Below are 15,452 nucleotides of genomic sequence, written 5' to 3' on the forward strand. Positions count from 1 at the left end.
ACTTCGTCGGAGCCATTCCGAAACCTTCCTCGCCGTACCGGCGGGGATCATCGCTCGCTGCCCGGCCCTGCCGGAGTGGGCTGGCCGCACTGCTAGGGGTGCGCATTTCCCGGGCTCTCCCAACGGTCGTCCTGGTCGTCGTCCTTCTCGCTGTCGCCTGCACAACGCTGCCCACCCGGCTGGAGCCGACCACCGAGCGCCATGGCCAGAGCGAGGTCGGCGTGCTGAGGCGGCGTTGGGGCATCGCCTTCACCGCCCTGGCCGCCGATGGGAACGAACCTCACATTCAGGATGCATTCAGGTGGAGTGCCGGAAGGTGGGCCTCGCGGCGATCACTGGTGGTTGTCCGGGCCGGGCCCGTCCTCTCCGGGGACGACCGTTCGTCGCACGGCGCTCGGGAGAAGGAGAAGAGGAATGAGCACACCCGCACCGACCGTCTCAGTCGTGGTGATTGTGTACAACGACGCAGCACGCCTGACGACCGCGGTGACCTCCGTGCTCGCTCAGTCACACCGCGACGTCGAGGTGGTGATCGTCGACGACTGCAGCACCGACAGCTCCTACGACACCGCGCAGCGGCTCGCCGCCGAGAACCCCCAACGCGTACGTACGTTCCAGCTGGCCGCGAACAGCGGCGGCTGCGGCGCCCCGCGTAACCGGGGCATCCAGGAGGCGCGCGGCCGCTACCTCATGTTCCTCGACAGTGACGACAACCTGGAACGGGACGCCTGCCGCAACCTGGTGGAAGCCGCGGACGCCACCGACGCCGACCTCGTCTCGGGCAAGTGCGTGCGGGTGCACGTGGACAGCCGTAACCGCAAAGAGGTCGAGTGGTACCCGTGGCTCTACGCCACAACCCGGACCCTGGACTCGATCCGCGAACTACCCGACCTCCTCGCCTTCGACACGCTCTCCACGAACAAGCTGTACCGGCGCACCTTCCTCGCCGAGGCGGAGCTGTCCTTCCCGGTCGGTATCCACTACGAGGACCTGCTGTTTTCCGCCCAGGCGTATACGGCGGCCCGGCGCATCACTCTCGTCCCCAACCGCGTGTATTTCTGGAACGTCTTCGAGCGCACGGAACGCAAATCCATCAGCAACCGCCGCCATGAGATCACCAACTTCGCGCACCGCATGGAGATCCACCGCCGCGTTGACGCACTACTGGCCGAGCAGGGCCTGGAGGACGTCCGGTTCCACAAAGACGTCAAGTTCCTCAAGCACGACCTGGCGCTGCACCTGCGGGACCTGCCGCTGCTGGATGCCAACTACCGTGAGCGCCTGGCCGAACTGTGCCGCCCCTACCTTGCGGGCCTGCACCCGGACGCCTACCGGGAAGCGCAGCCGATCCAGGCGATCTGTGCCTACCTGCTGGCCCACCGGGACTGGACGAACCTGCTACCCGCTGCCGACACCCTGACCAACCGGTCCAAGCTGTCCGCACCGCTGGCGGAGCGGGACGGCCGCGTCTACTGGTGCGACGAGCACCTGGACGACCCGGATGGCCGGCGAATATTGGACGTGACAGACGGCGGCTGGCACACCCGACCGCTGCACACTCTCTTCCTGCGCAACCAGGTCACCGCCTACGCCGACGACGGCCGCGGCACCGTCCACCTCGCCGGACGCATCGTCAACCCATTGGGCCGCATCACCTCCGAGTCGCGACTCGAAGGGCATCTGGAGTTCCGGGCCCGACGCCGCAGTCTGCAGACCTTCCGCTTCCCCCTGACCTCGCTGCTGCGCAGCCCCGACGGCCTGGAGTGGACCGCCGAGGCCGACCTCACGGGCCGGTTGCGGCCGCTCGGCATCATCGACACCGGCTGGGACGTGCGCGTGCTGGTGCAGGTCGAGGAATCCGTGCTGCGCACCCGCCTGTCGGCCACCGGCTCAGAGCTGAACGGAGCGGCGAGGCTACGGATCAGGCCGCGACTGTCGCGACTTACGGGCGACCGCATCGAACCCGTGGTGTCCAGCCGGGGCCACCTCAGCTTCGTGCTGGTCTCCCAGGGGCCGGCCGCCCGGCGCACGGCGGGGCTGATCCGCTCAGTGATCGCCGGCCCGGCCGGGACACTCGCCAAGTCGGGTGTGCGGCGTGTCCGCGCGGCCAGGAAACGTGCGAACTCCGTGGACACGAAGGTCCGCGTGTACCACGAAGTACTCAGCAGGCTCCCGATACGCAAGGGCCTGGTGGTGTTCGAGAGCCATCTGGGCCAACAGTACAGCGACAGTCCCAGGGCGATCTACGAGGAGATGCGCCGCCGCGGCCTGCCTTTCGAGGCGGTGTGGTCGCATGCCACCGCGCAGCCCACCGATTTTCCCGAGGACGTGACGCTGGTGCGCCGCTGGGGCTGGGAGCACCTACGGGCCCTGGCACAGGCGGAGTTCTGGATCGACAACCAGGGCATGCCCCTGAAACTCGCTAAGCGCCCGGAGACCACGTACGTCCAGACCTGGCACGGCTCCGCCCTCAAACGGATGGGATTCGACGAGCCGACCCACCGCTCCAAGTCCAGCGCTGAACGCGCCGCCTACCAGAAGGCGCTGGACCGCTTCGACCACTTCCTGGTCCGCTCCGAGCACGACGTGCACACCCTCGCCCGCGCCTTCCGGCTCCGTGAGGAGGTGCTGCTGCCCGTCGGCTACCCCCGCAACGATGCACTGGTGGCCGCCCGCCAGCGCGAGGAACGCACCGGATTTCGCGACCGCGGCTCCCTGCTCGCCACGTTGGGCATACCGCAAGACCGCACGGTCGTGCTGTACGCGCCGACGTTCCGCGCCGATCCCGGTGGCGGGGTCCGCTCCTTCCACCTTCCTTTCGACGTAGCTGAGTTCGCCCGCCGGTTCGGCCACCGCTGCACGTTGCTGGTGCGTGCGCACTACCTCAACCAGGTGGTTCTGCCGCCGGCGGTGGACGGCCAGGTGCTGAACGTCACCGGGCAGTACGACATGACCGAGCTGCTCCTCGCAGCGGACGCGCTGGTCACGGACTACTCGTCGGTGATGTTCGACTACGCGCTGCTGGACAGGCCGATGCTGTTCTTCGCCTACGACGGGGACGCCTATGCCAGGGACCGCGGCACCTACTTCGACCTGCGCCGCAAGGCCCCCGGCCCCGTCGTCCAGGACGAGGACACGCTGTTCGCCGCCATCGAGGACCTGAAGTCCGCCGACGGCCCGTACGCGGACGCCCGTGCCCGCTTCGTCACCAACTACGGCGAGTGGGACCACGGCGAGGCCACACGACGCGTCGTCGACACGCTGTTCCCCTCCGGAGATGCCTCGTGACCGGACTGCCCTCGGCCACCGGCCAGACCCGAGGCGGCTCCGCTGTCGCCGAACCCGAACGGGACATCTTCTTCGTCTCCAACAGCATCGACGAACTCGGCGGGGTGACGACCTGGTCGCACCAAATGGCCAGGCTGTTCACTCAACGTGGCCACCGCGTGCACATCATCGGCATCACCGACTCCGACGTCCCGCAAGACCTCGGCGGCAGGCTCCCCTACGCCACCACAACGCTTTACGACACACCGCCACCAAAGCCCCCCAGGCACGGCGGACTTCGCCGGCTCGACCCGGTCACCTGGCTCCGCACGCGGGCCCGGGATGCGGGGATTCTGGAGCAGGCGGGGAAGCTGTCGGCGCTGTTCGCACAGGCCAGGCCCGGAGCCGTCGTCATTGTCACGCAGGTGTGGGCGATGGAGTGGGTCAAGCGAGCCGACACCCGACGGCTCACGGTCATCGGCATGAGCCACGAATCGCACACCTACTCGCGCGCCACCTCCCGCTTCGCGCGGGTCAAGAGGTACTACGCGGAAGTCGACCGGCTGCTCGTGCTCACCCGCGAGGACGCCGACCTGTGGATCCGCGAGGGACTGAACAACGTGGGATTCATGCCCAACCCGCTGCCCCACCTCCCGGCCGTCCCATCGCCCCGCGCCGAGCCAACCGTCGTGTCCATCGGCCGTCTGACGGACCAAAAGGGCATCGACATGCTTCTGGACGCCTGGGCCGAGGTCGCCCCCCGGCACCCGCAGTGGCGGCTGGACATCTACGGCGAGGGCGAGGACGAGAGGACGTTGCGTGAGCAGTGCACCGCTTTGGGCCTGGACGGCAGAGTCCGGTGGCTGGGCCGCACCGGGGACGTGACCGGAGCACTGCGCGGCGGCTCGGTCTTCGTGCAGTCCTCACGCGGCGAGGGCTTCCCTCTGGCGCTGATGGAAGCAATGGCCGCCGGCGTGCCGTGCGCCGCCTTCGCCTGTGCGCCCGGGGTGCGAGAGATCGTCCGAGACGGCGAGGACGGCCTTCTGGCCCCTCCCGGCAACACGGCCGAACTGGCACAGCGGTTGGACACCCTCATGTCGAACTCCGCCCTGCGCGATCGGATGGGCGACCTGGCACGTGAGAACGTCCAGCGCTTCACCACGGACCGCATCGTACGCATGTGGGAGAAGTTGTTCCTTTTTCTGGAACTTTAGACCGTTTGTAAACTCTCTGTCCGCTACGGCACCGAAGCGAGCCCCCTCATGGACGCAGACGCCACCGACCCCCCACCGCCGGTCTCCAACCCCTCGGGTGACCAGGTCAGCGTCGTCATCATCGCCTTCAACGACGCCGCTCACGTGCGGGACGCCATCACCTCAGCACTTGATCAGGGAACGGCCGTACACGAGGTGATAGCCGTCGACGACGCCTCCACCGACGCCACCGGAGCCCTCCTTGACGCGGCAGCCGCCCGCGACCCGAGAGTGCGGGTCCACCACCGCACCGTCAACAGCGGCGGCTGCGGCACACCGCGCAACGACGGGCTGCGCCTCGCCACCGGCCGGTGGGTGATGTTCCTGGACAGCGACGACGTCCTCCCCGCAAAGGCCGTCACGACCTTGCTGGACGCGGCCCGCGCGTCGGACGCTCAGGTGGCGGCCGGTGCCTGCGTACGCCGCGAGCTGCCACTGGGCCGCGAGGTTCGGTGGCAGCCGACCCTCTACCGCGAGGCACGTACCTACGCGACCCCTACGGCGGAGCCCCGCCTGGTACGCGACACGCTGTGCGTGGGCAAGCTCTACGACCGGGCCTTCCTGCACGGCCACGGGGTCGAGTTCCCCGAAGGCCGCTTCCTGTACGAGGACTTCGTCTTCGCCGCCCGCCTTCTGGCGGCCAGTCCCCGCCTCACCCTCGTCCCCGACACCGTGTACGTGTGGCACGTGCGCCGGAACAGCGCGTCGCCCTCCCTTTCCCTGAACCGGCGGGAGATCGCCAACTGGCAGGCCCGGCTGGAAGCACACCACTGCGGCACTGACATCCTGCGGGCGGCTGGGCGGAAAGATCTGGTGAGCGCTGCCCACACGAAGTTCGTCGACCACGATGTGCGCATGTACTTGCGAGAGCTGCACACCCACGACGAGCAGTACCAACGCCGCTGGTGGCAGCTGACGCGGGACTACCTGGCCGACTTCCCGGTACGCGACGTGGACGCGGCCCGGGCGCCGGCCCGATGGTGCACACGGGTGATATTGGCGAGTGACGTGCCCGTCGACCTGGCGCGACTCATCGAGCTCGCCGCCCGCCCGGGCCGCCTGCTGCCGCCCTATGCCGTCACGGACGGACGCGCCGTCTGGTCGACGGCCCTGCCCCGGGTCACACTGGACGACATCCTGACCAAGCCCGTGGGCCGGCTACCCCTCACCGTCACAGCAGAGGTGAGCCTGGGGCGCCGCACCCGGCTGCGGTTGCGCGTCGACGACCTGTACGGACGACTGGCCGAGGCCCGACCCGTGACCATAGACCTGGAGGTGTCGCCCCGCACCGCTCCCGATCGCCCACTCCCCTACGCCACCGCACCGCTCAGCGCGGCGCCCGGCGGGGACGCGTGGACCGCGGAGCTGGAGATCGACCTCCGTCAACTGGCCGTCCACAGCAGCGGGCACGGGCACCCGGAGGCTTGGGATCTGGCAGTGGTGGTGCACTGTGCCGATGGCACCCAGGCCCGGGCGGTGCCTCGGCCCGGCGGCGGCCCGTTGCGCCGCGCGGCGGTGCCTACTTTCGGCGGACTGCTGCTCTTGCAGCCCTACCGCACCACCGGGGGCGCGCTCGCGTTCCGCATGGCCCGAGGCCTGGACGGCGCGACCCGCCTGCTTGCCCGTCGAGCGAGACGCCTGCTGGCCGGGCGTTGAGCAGGCAGCTGTGATACCGGGCGGCCTGGGGCGCTAGCCTCCTGATACTCCACGTCCGCAACGGACTGATCATGCGAGTTCGTGACTACATGGATGGCTCAGGAGTCGCCAGCGCCTGGGCATGACGGCCCACTCAGCCTGTTCGGTTCCGGCCCCGAGATTTGTCTCAACGAACCAAGTCCCCGCGTCTCACCCCATCCAGTCCACGCAGGCCAACGCAGGGGTGGACGACTGACTTCATTGAGACAGGACAACGGGTCACTGAGATGAAGACGCTGGGGATGGTGTTGTCCCCTCTCCAAGGATCTGGTCCCCGTCTCAAGTGATCTGGTCCGAGTCGCTTACGGTCTCAGGCGGCCTGGTTCGCCGGGTGATTCATTGCGTAAAGCCAGCCTCACGGTCGGCGGCAATAACGTCGTGGTTGAACCGCTTGTGGACCCAGTGGCGCTCGCCGAGGAGGTTCATCTGGCCCCATCGACCGGAGACGGGACCGAGCTGAGTGCGGCGCGGCAATGTGGCCACCAGAGACTGCGGCTTGGCGCCACCCGAGAGTTTGCTGCTCTCCAGTACATAGATGGCGTCCTTGGTGACTGCCACGCAGCGGTACTTGATCCAGAACATCGTCAGGCCCGTGAGATACGTGATGAGGAAGAAGATGAAGCTCGGCGCGGCCTGGCAGATGAACACCTGCCGGATCTCGCTTCCCTCAGGTAGGAAGGGCGCCGAACGCTTCACCAGGTCGTTTCGCGGGCTTACGTGAACGTCAGGTCTATGAGTCACCAGCAACTCGTACCACGTCGCCGTCAGGCGCGACGGCCCTCTCAAGATCTACGCTGCCTACCAGGCGTGGTTGAACACCCAAAGCTGGTATCACCCAGATCCGTCTCCACCGGACCAGATCGCCCGAGACGACGACCAACATTCACGCCTGCGGGAGCAGATCAACTGAGAAGTCCGACATCCTGGCGTCTCAACTCATGTGGTCGCCGCAGGTCAGCCTCCTGACCGCGAACCAGATCATTTGCGACAGGACAGGTGTAGTCGGCGTGAGACGCCGCCTGGGCCGACGGACTCGCCGTCGCCCAGGACTACGCAGCCGTCCACGGGCACCCCAGAACGCCGGACGGAACTCGATGAGCTCGGCATGCGCTGGTAGTTGGGGCTCAGATCATCCTCAGATTAAAGGCGCGGGCTCGCGTCTCGTGAGATGTTCCGCTCACGTCAGGTTCGGCCCGATTCGAGGCCGTCGGTCAAAGGGGATAGCCGTGTTCGCACTGATGGATCTCACCAGCAAGATCGCCGCAGGCGTCACCCTCGTTGTGCTGGTGGTACCGGCTGCCGTCGCGGTCCACTGGCTCAAGACGCGGTGACGAGTTCTGGAGTCCGGGGCCACCTGCCTACCAGCTCCAACACGTGAGCGGACGCGCGGGTCGAGGCGGTGTGTTCGCAGTCCCGCGCCTTGGGCTCCCAGCTCAGCTGCCAGGGCTGTGCGGCCGGCGGGATACCCCCCTGCGCGGTGTAGTTGGCGAAGCTGGCCCGTTGCGTACGCGCGCAGTCGAGGGGACGTTCGCTGCCTGAGCCAGGCGAGTGTCATTCCGTGTGTGGGAGGAGCAGGGTGAATGTCGTCGGTGCTGTGTGAGTCAGGCTGAGCCGGGCTCCGGCGGCGTCGGCCAGGTCTTTGGCCAGAGCAAGTCCGATTCCCTCGCCGGGCCCGGTGGTGGTGCCCCGCTCGAAGAGGGAGTTCGGAGGGAGGTCGAGGGTTCCTTCGTCGGCGATGTCGAGGGCGAGGGCGGCTCCCATGTCGCGCAGGGTGACCGTGACTGTTCCGCGGCCGTGCCTATGGGCATTGTCGAGGAGGACGTCGAGGATCTGCTCGGTGGTGCGGCCCGGCACAGGCAGGGTGGTGGCGGCGGGGTCGAGGGTGAATCGGATACGGCGGCCATCCTGGGCGAGGGGGCCGTGCCATCGGCGTTCGGCTCGTTCCAGGGCTTCACCGGCAGGCTGGAACGCGGCACCTGCGGCGGGTTCGGCTTTGGCGAGTTGGAGGACCTCGTCGATGCTGTCGTTGAGGTGCCGTGTGTGCTCCAGTGCCTCTTCGATGGCGGTGCGCAGATTGGTGTTGGGGGTGGTCAGGGCCTGTTCCAGGCCGAGTTGGAGGCCGGTGAGGGGGGTGCGGAGCTGGTGAGAGGCGTTGGCGGTGAAGTTCTTCTCGTGATGCAGCAGCTGTGCCAGGCGCTGGACCATCGCGTTGTGGGTGTCGGCGACTTGGTCGATTTCGCTGATGCCGCAGGTGGCGGCCCGGGCGCTGAGGTCGCCGTCGGCGATGGCTTGGGAGATGCGGGAGAGGGATTTCAGTGGGGCGGTGAGGGCGCGGGCCTGCCGTCGGGCGACGAAGATGGCGGCGCCGAGTGCGATCAGGGCCGCGGCCAGCAGGGCAGCCCAGGCCGTCAGGATCCGGTTCCACACGCTGCGGGTGCTGGTGGCGGCGCGGACCACGCCGATGACGCGTTCGCCTTGGGAGACGGGGACGGTGGCGACGAGTTCGCTGCCGGTGTTCTGTTGCACCATGGTGCCGGCAAGCGTGCGGCGGGTGGCGGGATCGGCCGTGCTCGGGCCGGTTCCGGCACGCAGTCGCAGCGCCGTGTCGTAGACGCCGAGCTGACCCTCGGATTGTCCGGCGGGTAGTTCGACGGGGTCGCCGGCGGTGAAGTCGGGGCTCACACGGATGACGGCGGCCATCGCGTCACGCTGCAGTTCGCCGCGTTCGTCGGCGAAGAGCGTGGCCCGGATCACCACAGCGAGCGGCACGGCCAGCAGGACAAGGGCCACCGAGGCGGCCACCAGGGCCACGCGGACCACACGCTCTCTCATGCCCCCATCATGAGGGCGCACGGCCTCCTGGAGCGGTGCGGCAGATCTCGGAAGTGCGGTTTTGCCGTCGTCTAACCGTGCACTGGCCGGGCGTTAACCGGCCGCTGCCTAGCGTCGCAGATATGGCCGTCCGCCTCACTCGTGAAGGGCCCCACGATCATGCGACGCACACTCGTCCTTTCCCTTGCCACCCTCGTCCTGACCGGCGGGGTCGTGGCGGGATGCGGTAGCAGCAGCAGTTCCGCACCGCCCAGCGGCAGCACGACCAGCAGCACGAAGCCGGCGCCGACGGAGTCCAATCCTGCCGGTGACATCCCCGACAACCAGGCGTATGTCGCCTACCGGCCCGCCGGGGGCAGCTTCACGGTCAAGGTGCCCGAGGGCTGGGCCCGCACCGCAACTGGCAGCACAGTCATCTTCACGGACAAGCTGAACCGGATCGAGATCGCCTCCGGCAAGGCCAAGGCCGCGCCCACGCCGCAGTCCGTGAAGTCCGCGGTGGTCCCTGTTCTGCAACGGCAGGTGCCCAAGTTCCAGCTGGGGAAGGTCACGGTCGTTTCCCGCCCGGCCGGGCAGGGTGTCCTGCTCACCTACCAGGGCGACAGTGCCCCGGATGCGGTGACCGGCAAGGTCGTGCACGACGCATTCGAGCGGTACTCGTTCTTCCGGGGCGGCAGGCAGGTTGACCTGACGCTGTCCGGGCCGGTCGGCGCCGACAATGTGGACCCGTGGCGTATCGTCACCGACTCCTTCCGGTGGCAGTGATGAACGCCTCCGGCACGCTCACCCAGCAGTCCACGGATACGGACGCGCTGACGGCGCGGGACCTGTACCGGTTCTACCGGGCGGGCGAGGAGGAAACCCTGGCGCTGCGCGGAGTCGCCCTTGAGGTGCGGCGCGGGGAGAGTGTCGCGGTCATTGGACCGTCCGGGTCGGGCAAGTCCACCCTGCTGGCCTGTCTGGCCGGGCTGGACGAGCCCGACGGCGGCACCGTCCACGTCGGCGGGGAGCGGATCAGTCACCGGCCGGAGGCCGAGCGGGCCCGGGTGCGCGCCCGCCGGATCGGTGTCCTGCTGCAGACCGGGAATCTCATCGCTCACCTTGACGTCGGCGCCAACATCCGCCTCGCGCGTACCGCCGCCCCCGGCGCGGGCAGGCAGTCCATCGCGGAGTTGCTGGAGCAGGTCGGGCTCGGGCACCGGGCCCGCGCCCTGCCGCAGGAACTGGCCGGCGGTGAACTGGCCCGCGCCGGGCTGGCCGTCGCGCTGGCCAACGACCCGGACATCCTCCTCGCGGATGAGCCGACCGGGGAACTGGACGGCGGCACCGAGCAACGGATCCTCTCCCTGCTGCGCGCCCGCGCGCAGGCGGGCGGCGGGGTGCTGCTCGTCACCCACAGCCCCGAGGCCGTCAAGATCGCCGACCGGGTCATCACCTTGCGTGACGGAAGGATCGTGTCATGAGCACCCGACCAGAGGTGCTCGTCCGCTGCCAGGATGCCGCTCGCACCTACGGTCAGGGGCCTGCCGCGGTCGTCGCGGTGCACGGCGCGACCTGCCAGCTCCGGGCCGGGGACCGGATCGCGATCACTGGACCTTCGGGTTCCGGCAAGTCGACCCTGCTGCATCTGATGGCCGCCCTCGAACAGCCCACCGCGGGCGAGGTGACCTGGCCCGGTCTGACCGAAGGGCCGGTGGCGGGGCAGGTGGGCGTCGTCTTCCAGGGGCCCAGCCTGATCCCAGCGCTGGATGTGGCGGAGAACGCCGCATTGCCCCTGGTCCTGGCCGGTATCCCGGAGGAGCGGGCCCGGCAGCGGGCCTTGGACTCCCTCGCCCTGGTCGCGGCCGACGACCTGGCCGACAAGCTGCCCGAGGAACTGTCCGGGGGCCAGGCCCAGCGGGTGGCCATCGCCCGCGTGCTGGCCCTGCGACCGCGCCTGGTCCTGGCGGACGAACCCACCGGGCAGTTGGACCGCGCCACCGGCCAGCACATCATCGACGTACTCCTGGCGACCGCCGACGAGATCGGCGCCGCCCTGGTGGTCACCACCCACGACCCCACCATCGCCCAGCGCCTCGGTGAACGGTGGGCGATGCACGAGGGCCGCCTGCACCCCGCGCCCGAGCCCCACCGGGAATCCGCAGCAGCGGCACCCCAGGGAGACCCGTCATGATCATCACCTGGATCGGCGGACTCCTCCGCCGGCGCACCGGACGGCTGATCGCCACCGCGTTCGGCATCGCCCTCGCCGTCGCCCTGGTGGCGTCCCTGGGCTCGTTCCTGACCGCATCGAAGTCCACCATGACCGGCCGCGCGGTGAGCTCGGTCGCGGTGGACTGGCAGGTCCAGGTCCAGCCCGGCGCCGACCCCGGTACCGTCCTGAATACCGTAAAGGCCGCGTCCGGCATCCAGCGTGCCCAGAGTGTCGGGTTCGCCCGCAGTACTGGCTTCCAGGCCACCAGCGCGGGCAGCACCCAGAGCACCGGCCCCGGTGTCGTCCTGGGCCTGCCCGGCACCTACCGGGCCACGTTCCCCAAAGAGATCCGGCAGCTGACCGGCGCGACCTCCGGGGTCCTGATCGCCCAGCAGACCGCGGCGAACCTGCACGTCGCCGCCGGTGACACGGTCACCGTCACCCTGCCCGGCACAAGGCCGGTGAAGGTGAAGGTGGCCGGAGTGGTCGACCTGCCTCAGGCCGACTCGCTGTTCCAGAAGGTCGGCGCCCCGCCCCAGTCCCAGCCCGCAGCCCCGCCCGACAACGTCATCCTGCTGCCTGCCGCCATGTTCGACACGCTGACCGCGCCGGTCAGGGCCATCGACCCGGCCGCCGTCACCACCCAGATCCACATCGCTCGCAATGCCCCCCTGCCGGCCGACCCCGCCGCCGCCTACAGTTCCGTCACCGCCGCCGCACGCAACCTGGAAGCCCGCACCTCCGGCGGCGCAGTCGTCGGCGACAACCTCGGCTCCGCCCTCGACGCAGCCCGCAAGGACGCCCTGTACGCGCAGATCCTGTTCCTGTTCCTCGGCGTACCAGGCGCGGTCCTCGCCGCCCTGCTGACCGCCGCCGTGGCCGGCGCAGGCGCCGACCGCAGGCGCCGCGAGCAGGCCCTGCTGCGCACCCGCGGGCTGCGGCCCCGCCAGGTCGCCGCCGCGGCCAGCGCGGAGGCGGTCGTGGTCGGGACAGCCGGCGGCCTGCTCGGAGTGGGCATCGCCGCCCTGGCCGGGCGAGCCGCGTTCGGCACCGTCTCGTTCGGCGCGAGTACCGCCTCGGCGGCGGGCTGGTTCGCCCTCGCCCTCATCCTGGGGCTGGCCGTCGCCGCCGCAGCGGTCCTCGTGCCCGCCCTGCGCGACCTGCGCACCGGCACCGTCGCCGCCGCCCGCAAGGCCGTCGGCCGCCCCCGCTCCCCGTGGTGGATGCGCTTCGGCGTGGACTTCATCCTGCTGGCCGCGTCCCTCTTGGTCTTCCGGGCCTCCAGCGGCAACCAGTACGCCCTGGTCCTGGCCCCCGAGGGCGTGGCAAGCATCTCGGTGTCGTACTGGGCCTTCCTCGGCCCGGCGCTGCTCTGGCTCGGCGCCGCTCTGCTCCTGTGGCGCCTCGCAACCTTGGTCCTGGCACACGGACGCGCGCTTCTGGCGTGCCTTGCCCGCCCGCTGACCGGGACACTCGCCGGCACCATGGCGGCGAGCATGTCCCGTCAGCGCCGCCCGCTGGCCCGTGCCATCGTGCTCCTCGCGCTCGCCGTCTCCTTCGCGGCCTCCACCGCCACCTTCAATGCCACCTACAAGCAGCAGGCCGCGGTCGACGCGCAGCTCACCAACGGCGCAGACGTCACGCTCACCCAGCCACCCGGCGTCAGCGTCGGCCCCGGCGCCGGCGCCGCCCTGAAGGTGGCCGGAGTACGTCACGTCGAACCCCTCCAGCACCGCTTCGCCTACGTCGGCGCCGACCTGCAGGACCTGTACGGGGTTCAGCCCTCCACCATCACCTCGGCCACCTCGCTGCAGGACGCCTATTTCGCCGGCGGCACCGCCAAGAGCCTCATGGCCAAGCTGGCTGCCCGACCTGACTCCCTCCTGGTCAGCGAGGAGACCGTCAAGGACTTCCAGCTCACCCCGGGCGATACGCTGAACCTGCGCCTGCAGGACAGCCGCACCAAGGCCCTGCGCACCGTGCCCTTCCACTACGCGGGCATTGTCAAGGAGTTCCCCACCGCACCCAAGGACAGCTTCTTCGTCGCCAACGCCGGCTACGTTGCCAAGGCCACAGGCAGCAACGCGGTGGGCGCGTTCCTCATCGACACCGGCGGCACCCACCAAAAGAGCGTCGCCTCCCAGCTGCGCCGACACGTGGGCACCTCCGCGACCGTCACCGACGTCACCCAGACCCGCTCCGCGGTCGGCTCCAGCCTCACCTCGGTCGATCTGGCCGGACTCACCCGCATCGAGCTGGGCTTCGCGGTCCTGCTGGCCGCAGCCTCCGGCGGCATCGTCCTGGCCCTGGGCCTGGCCGAACGGCGCCGTACCTTCGCCATCGCCACTGTCCTGGGGGCAACCCGGCGCCAGCTGCGCGGACTGGTCCTCAGCGAAGCGGCGGTCATGACAGCGGGGGGCCTGGCCGGCGGCGCGCTCATCGGCTGGTCCCTGTCCCAGATGCTCGTCAAAGTCCTCACCGGCGTCTTCGACCCGCCCCCGTCCGCGATCGCCGTCCCCTGGACGTACCTCGCCCTCGCGGTCGGGGCCGCCGTCACGGCGATCGCCGCGGCAGCCGTGAATGCCGCCCGCGGCTCCTCCCGCCCGGCCGTCGAGGAACTGCGCGAACTGTGAGGGCCACCCCCGCGGCCGGGTCGGGCACCTCTGTCCCCTCAGCAGCGCCCGTCCCGGCCTCACTCGTTCACGACCAGTGGCGCCGCCCGCGCCCTTCGCCCGCCGGGCCTACGCTTCGGGGCATGCGCACGCCCGCACCCCCACAGGGGACACATGTCCTGGTCGTCGAGGACGACGAGACCATCGGACGGCACCTGGATGCCGGACTGCGCGGCCACGGCTACCACACGACCTGGTGCCGTACCGGCATGAACGCACTGGCCGAAGCCCGCGCCACCCCACAAGACGTTGTGCTGCTCGACCTTGGCCTGCCCGACACCGACGGCATCCACATCGCCCGCACGCTGCGCGCCGAAATGCCCGACCTGCTCATCGTCATCCTCACCGCCCGCAGCGACGAGATCGACGTCATCGCCGGCCTCGACGCCGGAGCCGACGACTACCTCGTCAAGCCGTTCACCCTGACCGTGCTGCTTGCCCGGCTCCGCGCCCACCTGCGCCGCCGCCCACCCGGCTCAACCCACGAAGGGCCGCTTCGAGTCGGTGACCTGACCGTCGACACCTCAGCGCGGCGCTGCCTGCTCGCCGCTGCCGAGGTCGCGCTGCGGCCCAAGGAATTCGAATTGCTCGCCGTCCTCGCCCGGCATACGGGCGTGGCCGTCTCCCGCGAAGCCCTGATGGCGCAGGTCTGGGACGAGAACTGGTTCGGCCCCACCAAAACCCTGGACGTCACCCTGGCCTCGCTGCGCCGCCGCCTCAACAAGGCGGCTGCCGACGCCTCGCCCCACTCTCCCGCCCTGCCGCAGATCACCACACTGCGCGGTCACGGCTACCGGCTGGAGGTCCTCCCACCCGGCCCGGCACCTCAGGCAGAACCGGACAAGTAACGCACTGAGCAGGACATCGAGTGGGACCGGACAGCCTCGCAGGCTCCGGGCGACCACTGAGGAGTATGTCGTCCCCGATGGGGCCGCCCCCCATGGCGAGCCGGTACGGCGCGACCAGCTCGACGTGCCCGCGTTCATCACGGAAGGTGACGGCTGATGGCCAGCGTGATGGCCGGCCCCACCGGCCGCGGCGGATCCCTGGGCGCCGCCCTCAACGACCCCCTGCGGGCCCAGGTCACTCCACGCCACCGCCTGCCACCTACAGCGCCAAGCGATGACGGCTTGGTGCCGGGCGAAGAGGAGGACGAGCCGGTCGGAGCGGTGGACCCCGTGTCCAGCCAGCCGTTGTGGACCGCTCCCAACGGTGAACGGCGGCCGGACCGAGCTCGAGGCCGGCGCCTTTCAAGGTCCTCGTAGCCGCGCCGGTTGCCGGAAAGCTAGGTGAGCGCCTGATCGCTGGACCTGCTGCCAGCGGCTGGAGGGCGATCAGCGACCGCGGCATCCGCATCGCTCACCGGCTGCGCCGCGCCATGGTGGCGTGGACAATGCCGAGGATCGCGGTGCTGATCTCGGTGATCGCGGCGGGGGGCCCCCCCGGGGGGGGGGGGGGGGGGGGGGGGGGGGGGGGGGGGGGGGGGGGGGGGGGGGGGGGGGGGGGGGGGGGGGGGGGGGGGGGGGGGGGGGGGGGGGG

10 protein-coding genes are annotated in these 15,452 nt (G+C 70.0%); 8 read left to right on the forward strand and 2 right to left on the reverse strand.

Translation table 11 applies throughout. The annotated features are described in order from the left end of the window. Positions 1-414: 414 nt before the first annotated feature. The 3 genes from ACIRQH_RS38255 to ACIRQH_RS38265 are packed head-to-tail and all read left to right on the forward strand — an operon-like array spanning position 415 to position 6,176. Complete coding sequence (locus ACIRQH_RS38255) at positions 415-3,288, forward strand: CDP-glycerol glycerophosphotransferase family protein (protein WP_404229953.1); 2,874 nt, start codon at positions 415-417, stop codon at positions 3,286-3,288. A 5-nt stretch (positions 3,289-3,293) separates the two neighbouring features. Continuing rightward, positions 3,294-4,481 (forward strand): glycosyltransferase, encoded by a 1,188-nt coding sequence (locus ACIRQH_RS38260; RefSeq protein ID WP_404229974.1) that lies wholly within the window; start codon positions 3,294-3,296, stop codon positions 4,479-4,481. A gap of 48 nt (positions 4,482-4,529) precedes the next feature. Further along, positions 4,530-6,176 (forward strand): glycosyltransferase family 2 protein, encoded by a 1,647-nt coding sequence (locus tag ACIRQH_RS38265; RefSeq protein WP_404229955.1) that lies wholly within the window; start codon positions 4,530-4,532, stop codon positions 6,174-6,176. Positions 6,177-6,551: 375 nt separating this feature from the next. On the opposite strand, the gene ACIRQH_RS38270 is transcribed toward ACIRQH_RS38265, so the two are convergent. Together ACIRQH_RS38270 and ACIRQH_RS38275 are read right to left on the reverse strand one after the other, a co-directional pair. Continuing rightward, positions 6,552-6,911 carry a hypothetical protein gene (locus ACIRQH_RS38270; RefSeq protein ID WP_388881588.1) on the reverse strand — a complete coding sequence of 120 codons (360 nt, stop codon included), beginning with the start codon at positions 6,909-6,911 and terminating at the stop codon, positions 6,552-6,554. 855 nt (positions 6,912-7,766) lie between these two features. Then, positions 7,767-9,047 carry a sensor histidine kinase gene (locus tag ACIRQH_RS38275; RefSeq protein WP_388881585.1) on the reverse strand — a complete coding sequence of 427 codons (1,281 nt, stop codon included), beginning with the start codon at positions 9,045-9,047 and terminating at the stop codon, positions 7,767-7,769. 159 nt (positions 9,048-9,206) lie between these two features. Here ACIRQH_RS38275 and ACIRQH_RS38280 point away from each other — a divergent pair, with 159 nt between their 5' ends. The 5 genes from ACIRQH_RS38280 to ACIRQH_RS38300 all read left to right on the forward strand — a co-directional run bounded on the left by ACIRQH_RS38280 (position 9,207) and on the right by ACIRQH_RS38300 (position 14,761). Continuing rightward, positions 9,207-9,812 (forward strand): hypothetical protein, encoded by a 606-nt coding sequence (locus ACIRQH_RS38280; RefSeq protein WP_388881582.1) that lies wholly within the window; start codon positions 9,207-9,209, stop codon positions 9,810-9,812. Further along, the gene (locus ACIRQH_RS38285) at positions 9,812-10,510 is read left to right on the forward strand and encodes an ABC transporter ATP-binding protein (protein ID WP_388881579.1); all 699 of its coding nucleotides are present in this window, start codon (positions 9,812-9,814) and stop codon (positions 10,508-10,510) included. The genes ACIRQH_RS38280 and ACIRQH_RS38285 overlap by 1 nt, the downstream gene beginning before the upstream one ends. Next, on the forward strand, positions 10,507-11,220 hold the full coding sequence (locus tag ACIRQH_RS38290) for an ABC transporter ATP-binding protein (RefSeq protein ID WP_388933027.1): 714 nt from the start codon (positions 10,507-10,509) through the stop codon (positions 11,218-11,220). Before ACIRQH_RS38285 ends, ACIRQH_RS38290 begins: the two co-directional genes overlap by 4 nt. Further along, complete coding sequence (locus ACIRQH_RS38295; RefSeq protein ID WP_404229960.1) at positions 11,217-13,874, forward strand: FtsX-like permease family protein; 2,658 nt, start codon at positions 11,217-11,219, stop codon at positions 13,872-13,874. The genes ACIRQH_RS38290 and ACIRQH_RS38295 overlap by 4 nt, the downstream gene beginning before the upstream one ends. Before the next feature lie 122 nt (positions 13,875-13,996). Continuing rightward, positions 13,997-14,761, forward strand: coding sequence for a response regulator transcription factor (locus ACIRQH_RS38300; protein WP_388881571.1), 765 nt, complete (start codon positions 13,997-13,999; stop codon positions 14,759-14,761). Positions 14,762-15,452: the final 691 nt, after the last annotated feature.

The sequence above is a fragment of the Streptomyces sp. NPDC102279 genome (assembly GCF_044766365.1).
Lineage (GTDB): Bacteria > Actinomycetota > Actinomycetes > Streptomycetales > Streptomycetaceae > Streptomyces.

Coding starts and splice junctions, on each gene's coding strand:
- ACIRQH_RS38255 (WP_404229953.1), top strand. CDS start 415: ATGAGCACACCCGCACCGACCGTCTCAGTCGTGGTGATTGTGTACAAC.
- ACIRQH_RS38265 (WP_404229955.1), top strand. CDS start 4,530: ATGGACGCAGACGCCACCGACCCCCCACCGCCGGTCTCCAACCCCTCG.
- ACIRQH_RS38275 (WP_388881585.1), bottom strand. CDS start 9,047: ATGAGAGAGCGTGTGGTCCGCGTGGCCCTGGTGGCCGCCTCGGTGGCC.
- ACIRQH_RS38280 (WP_388881582.1), top strand. CDS start 9,207: ATGCGACGCACACTCGTCCTTTCCCTTGCCACCCTCGTCCTGACCGGC.
- ACIRQH_RS38285 (WP_388881579.1), top strand. CDS start 9,812: ATGAACGCCTCCGGCACGCTCACCCAGCAGTCCACGGATACGGACGCG.
- ACIRQH_RS38290 (WP_388933027.1), top strand. CDS start 10,507: ATGAGCACCCGACCAGAGGTGCTCGTCCGCTGCCAGGATGCCGCTCGC.
- ACIRQH_RS38295 (WP_404229960.1), top strand. CDS start 11,217: ATGATCATCACCTGGATCGGCGGACTCCTCCGCCGGCGCACCGGACGG.
- ACIRQH_RS38300 (WP_388881571.1), top strand. CDS start 13,997: ATGCGCACGCCCGCACCCCCACAGGGGACACATGTCCTGGTCGTCGAG.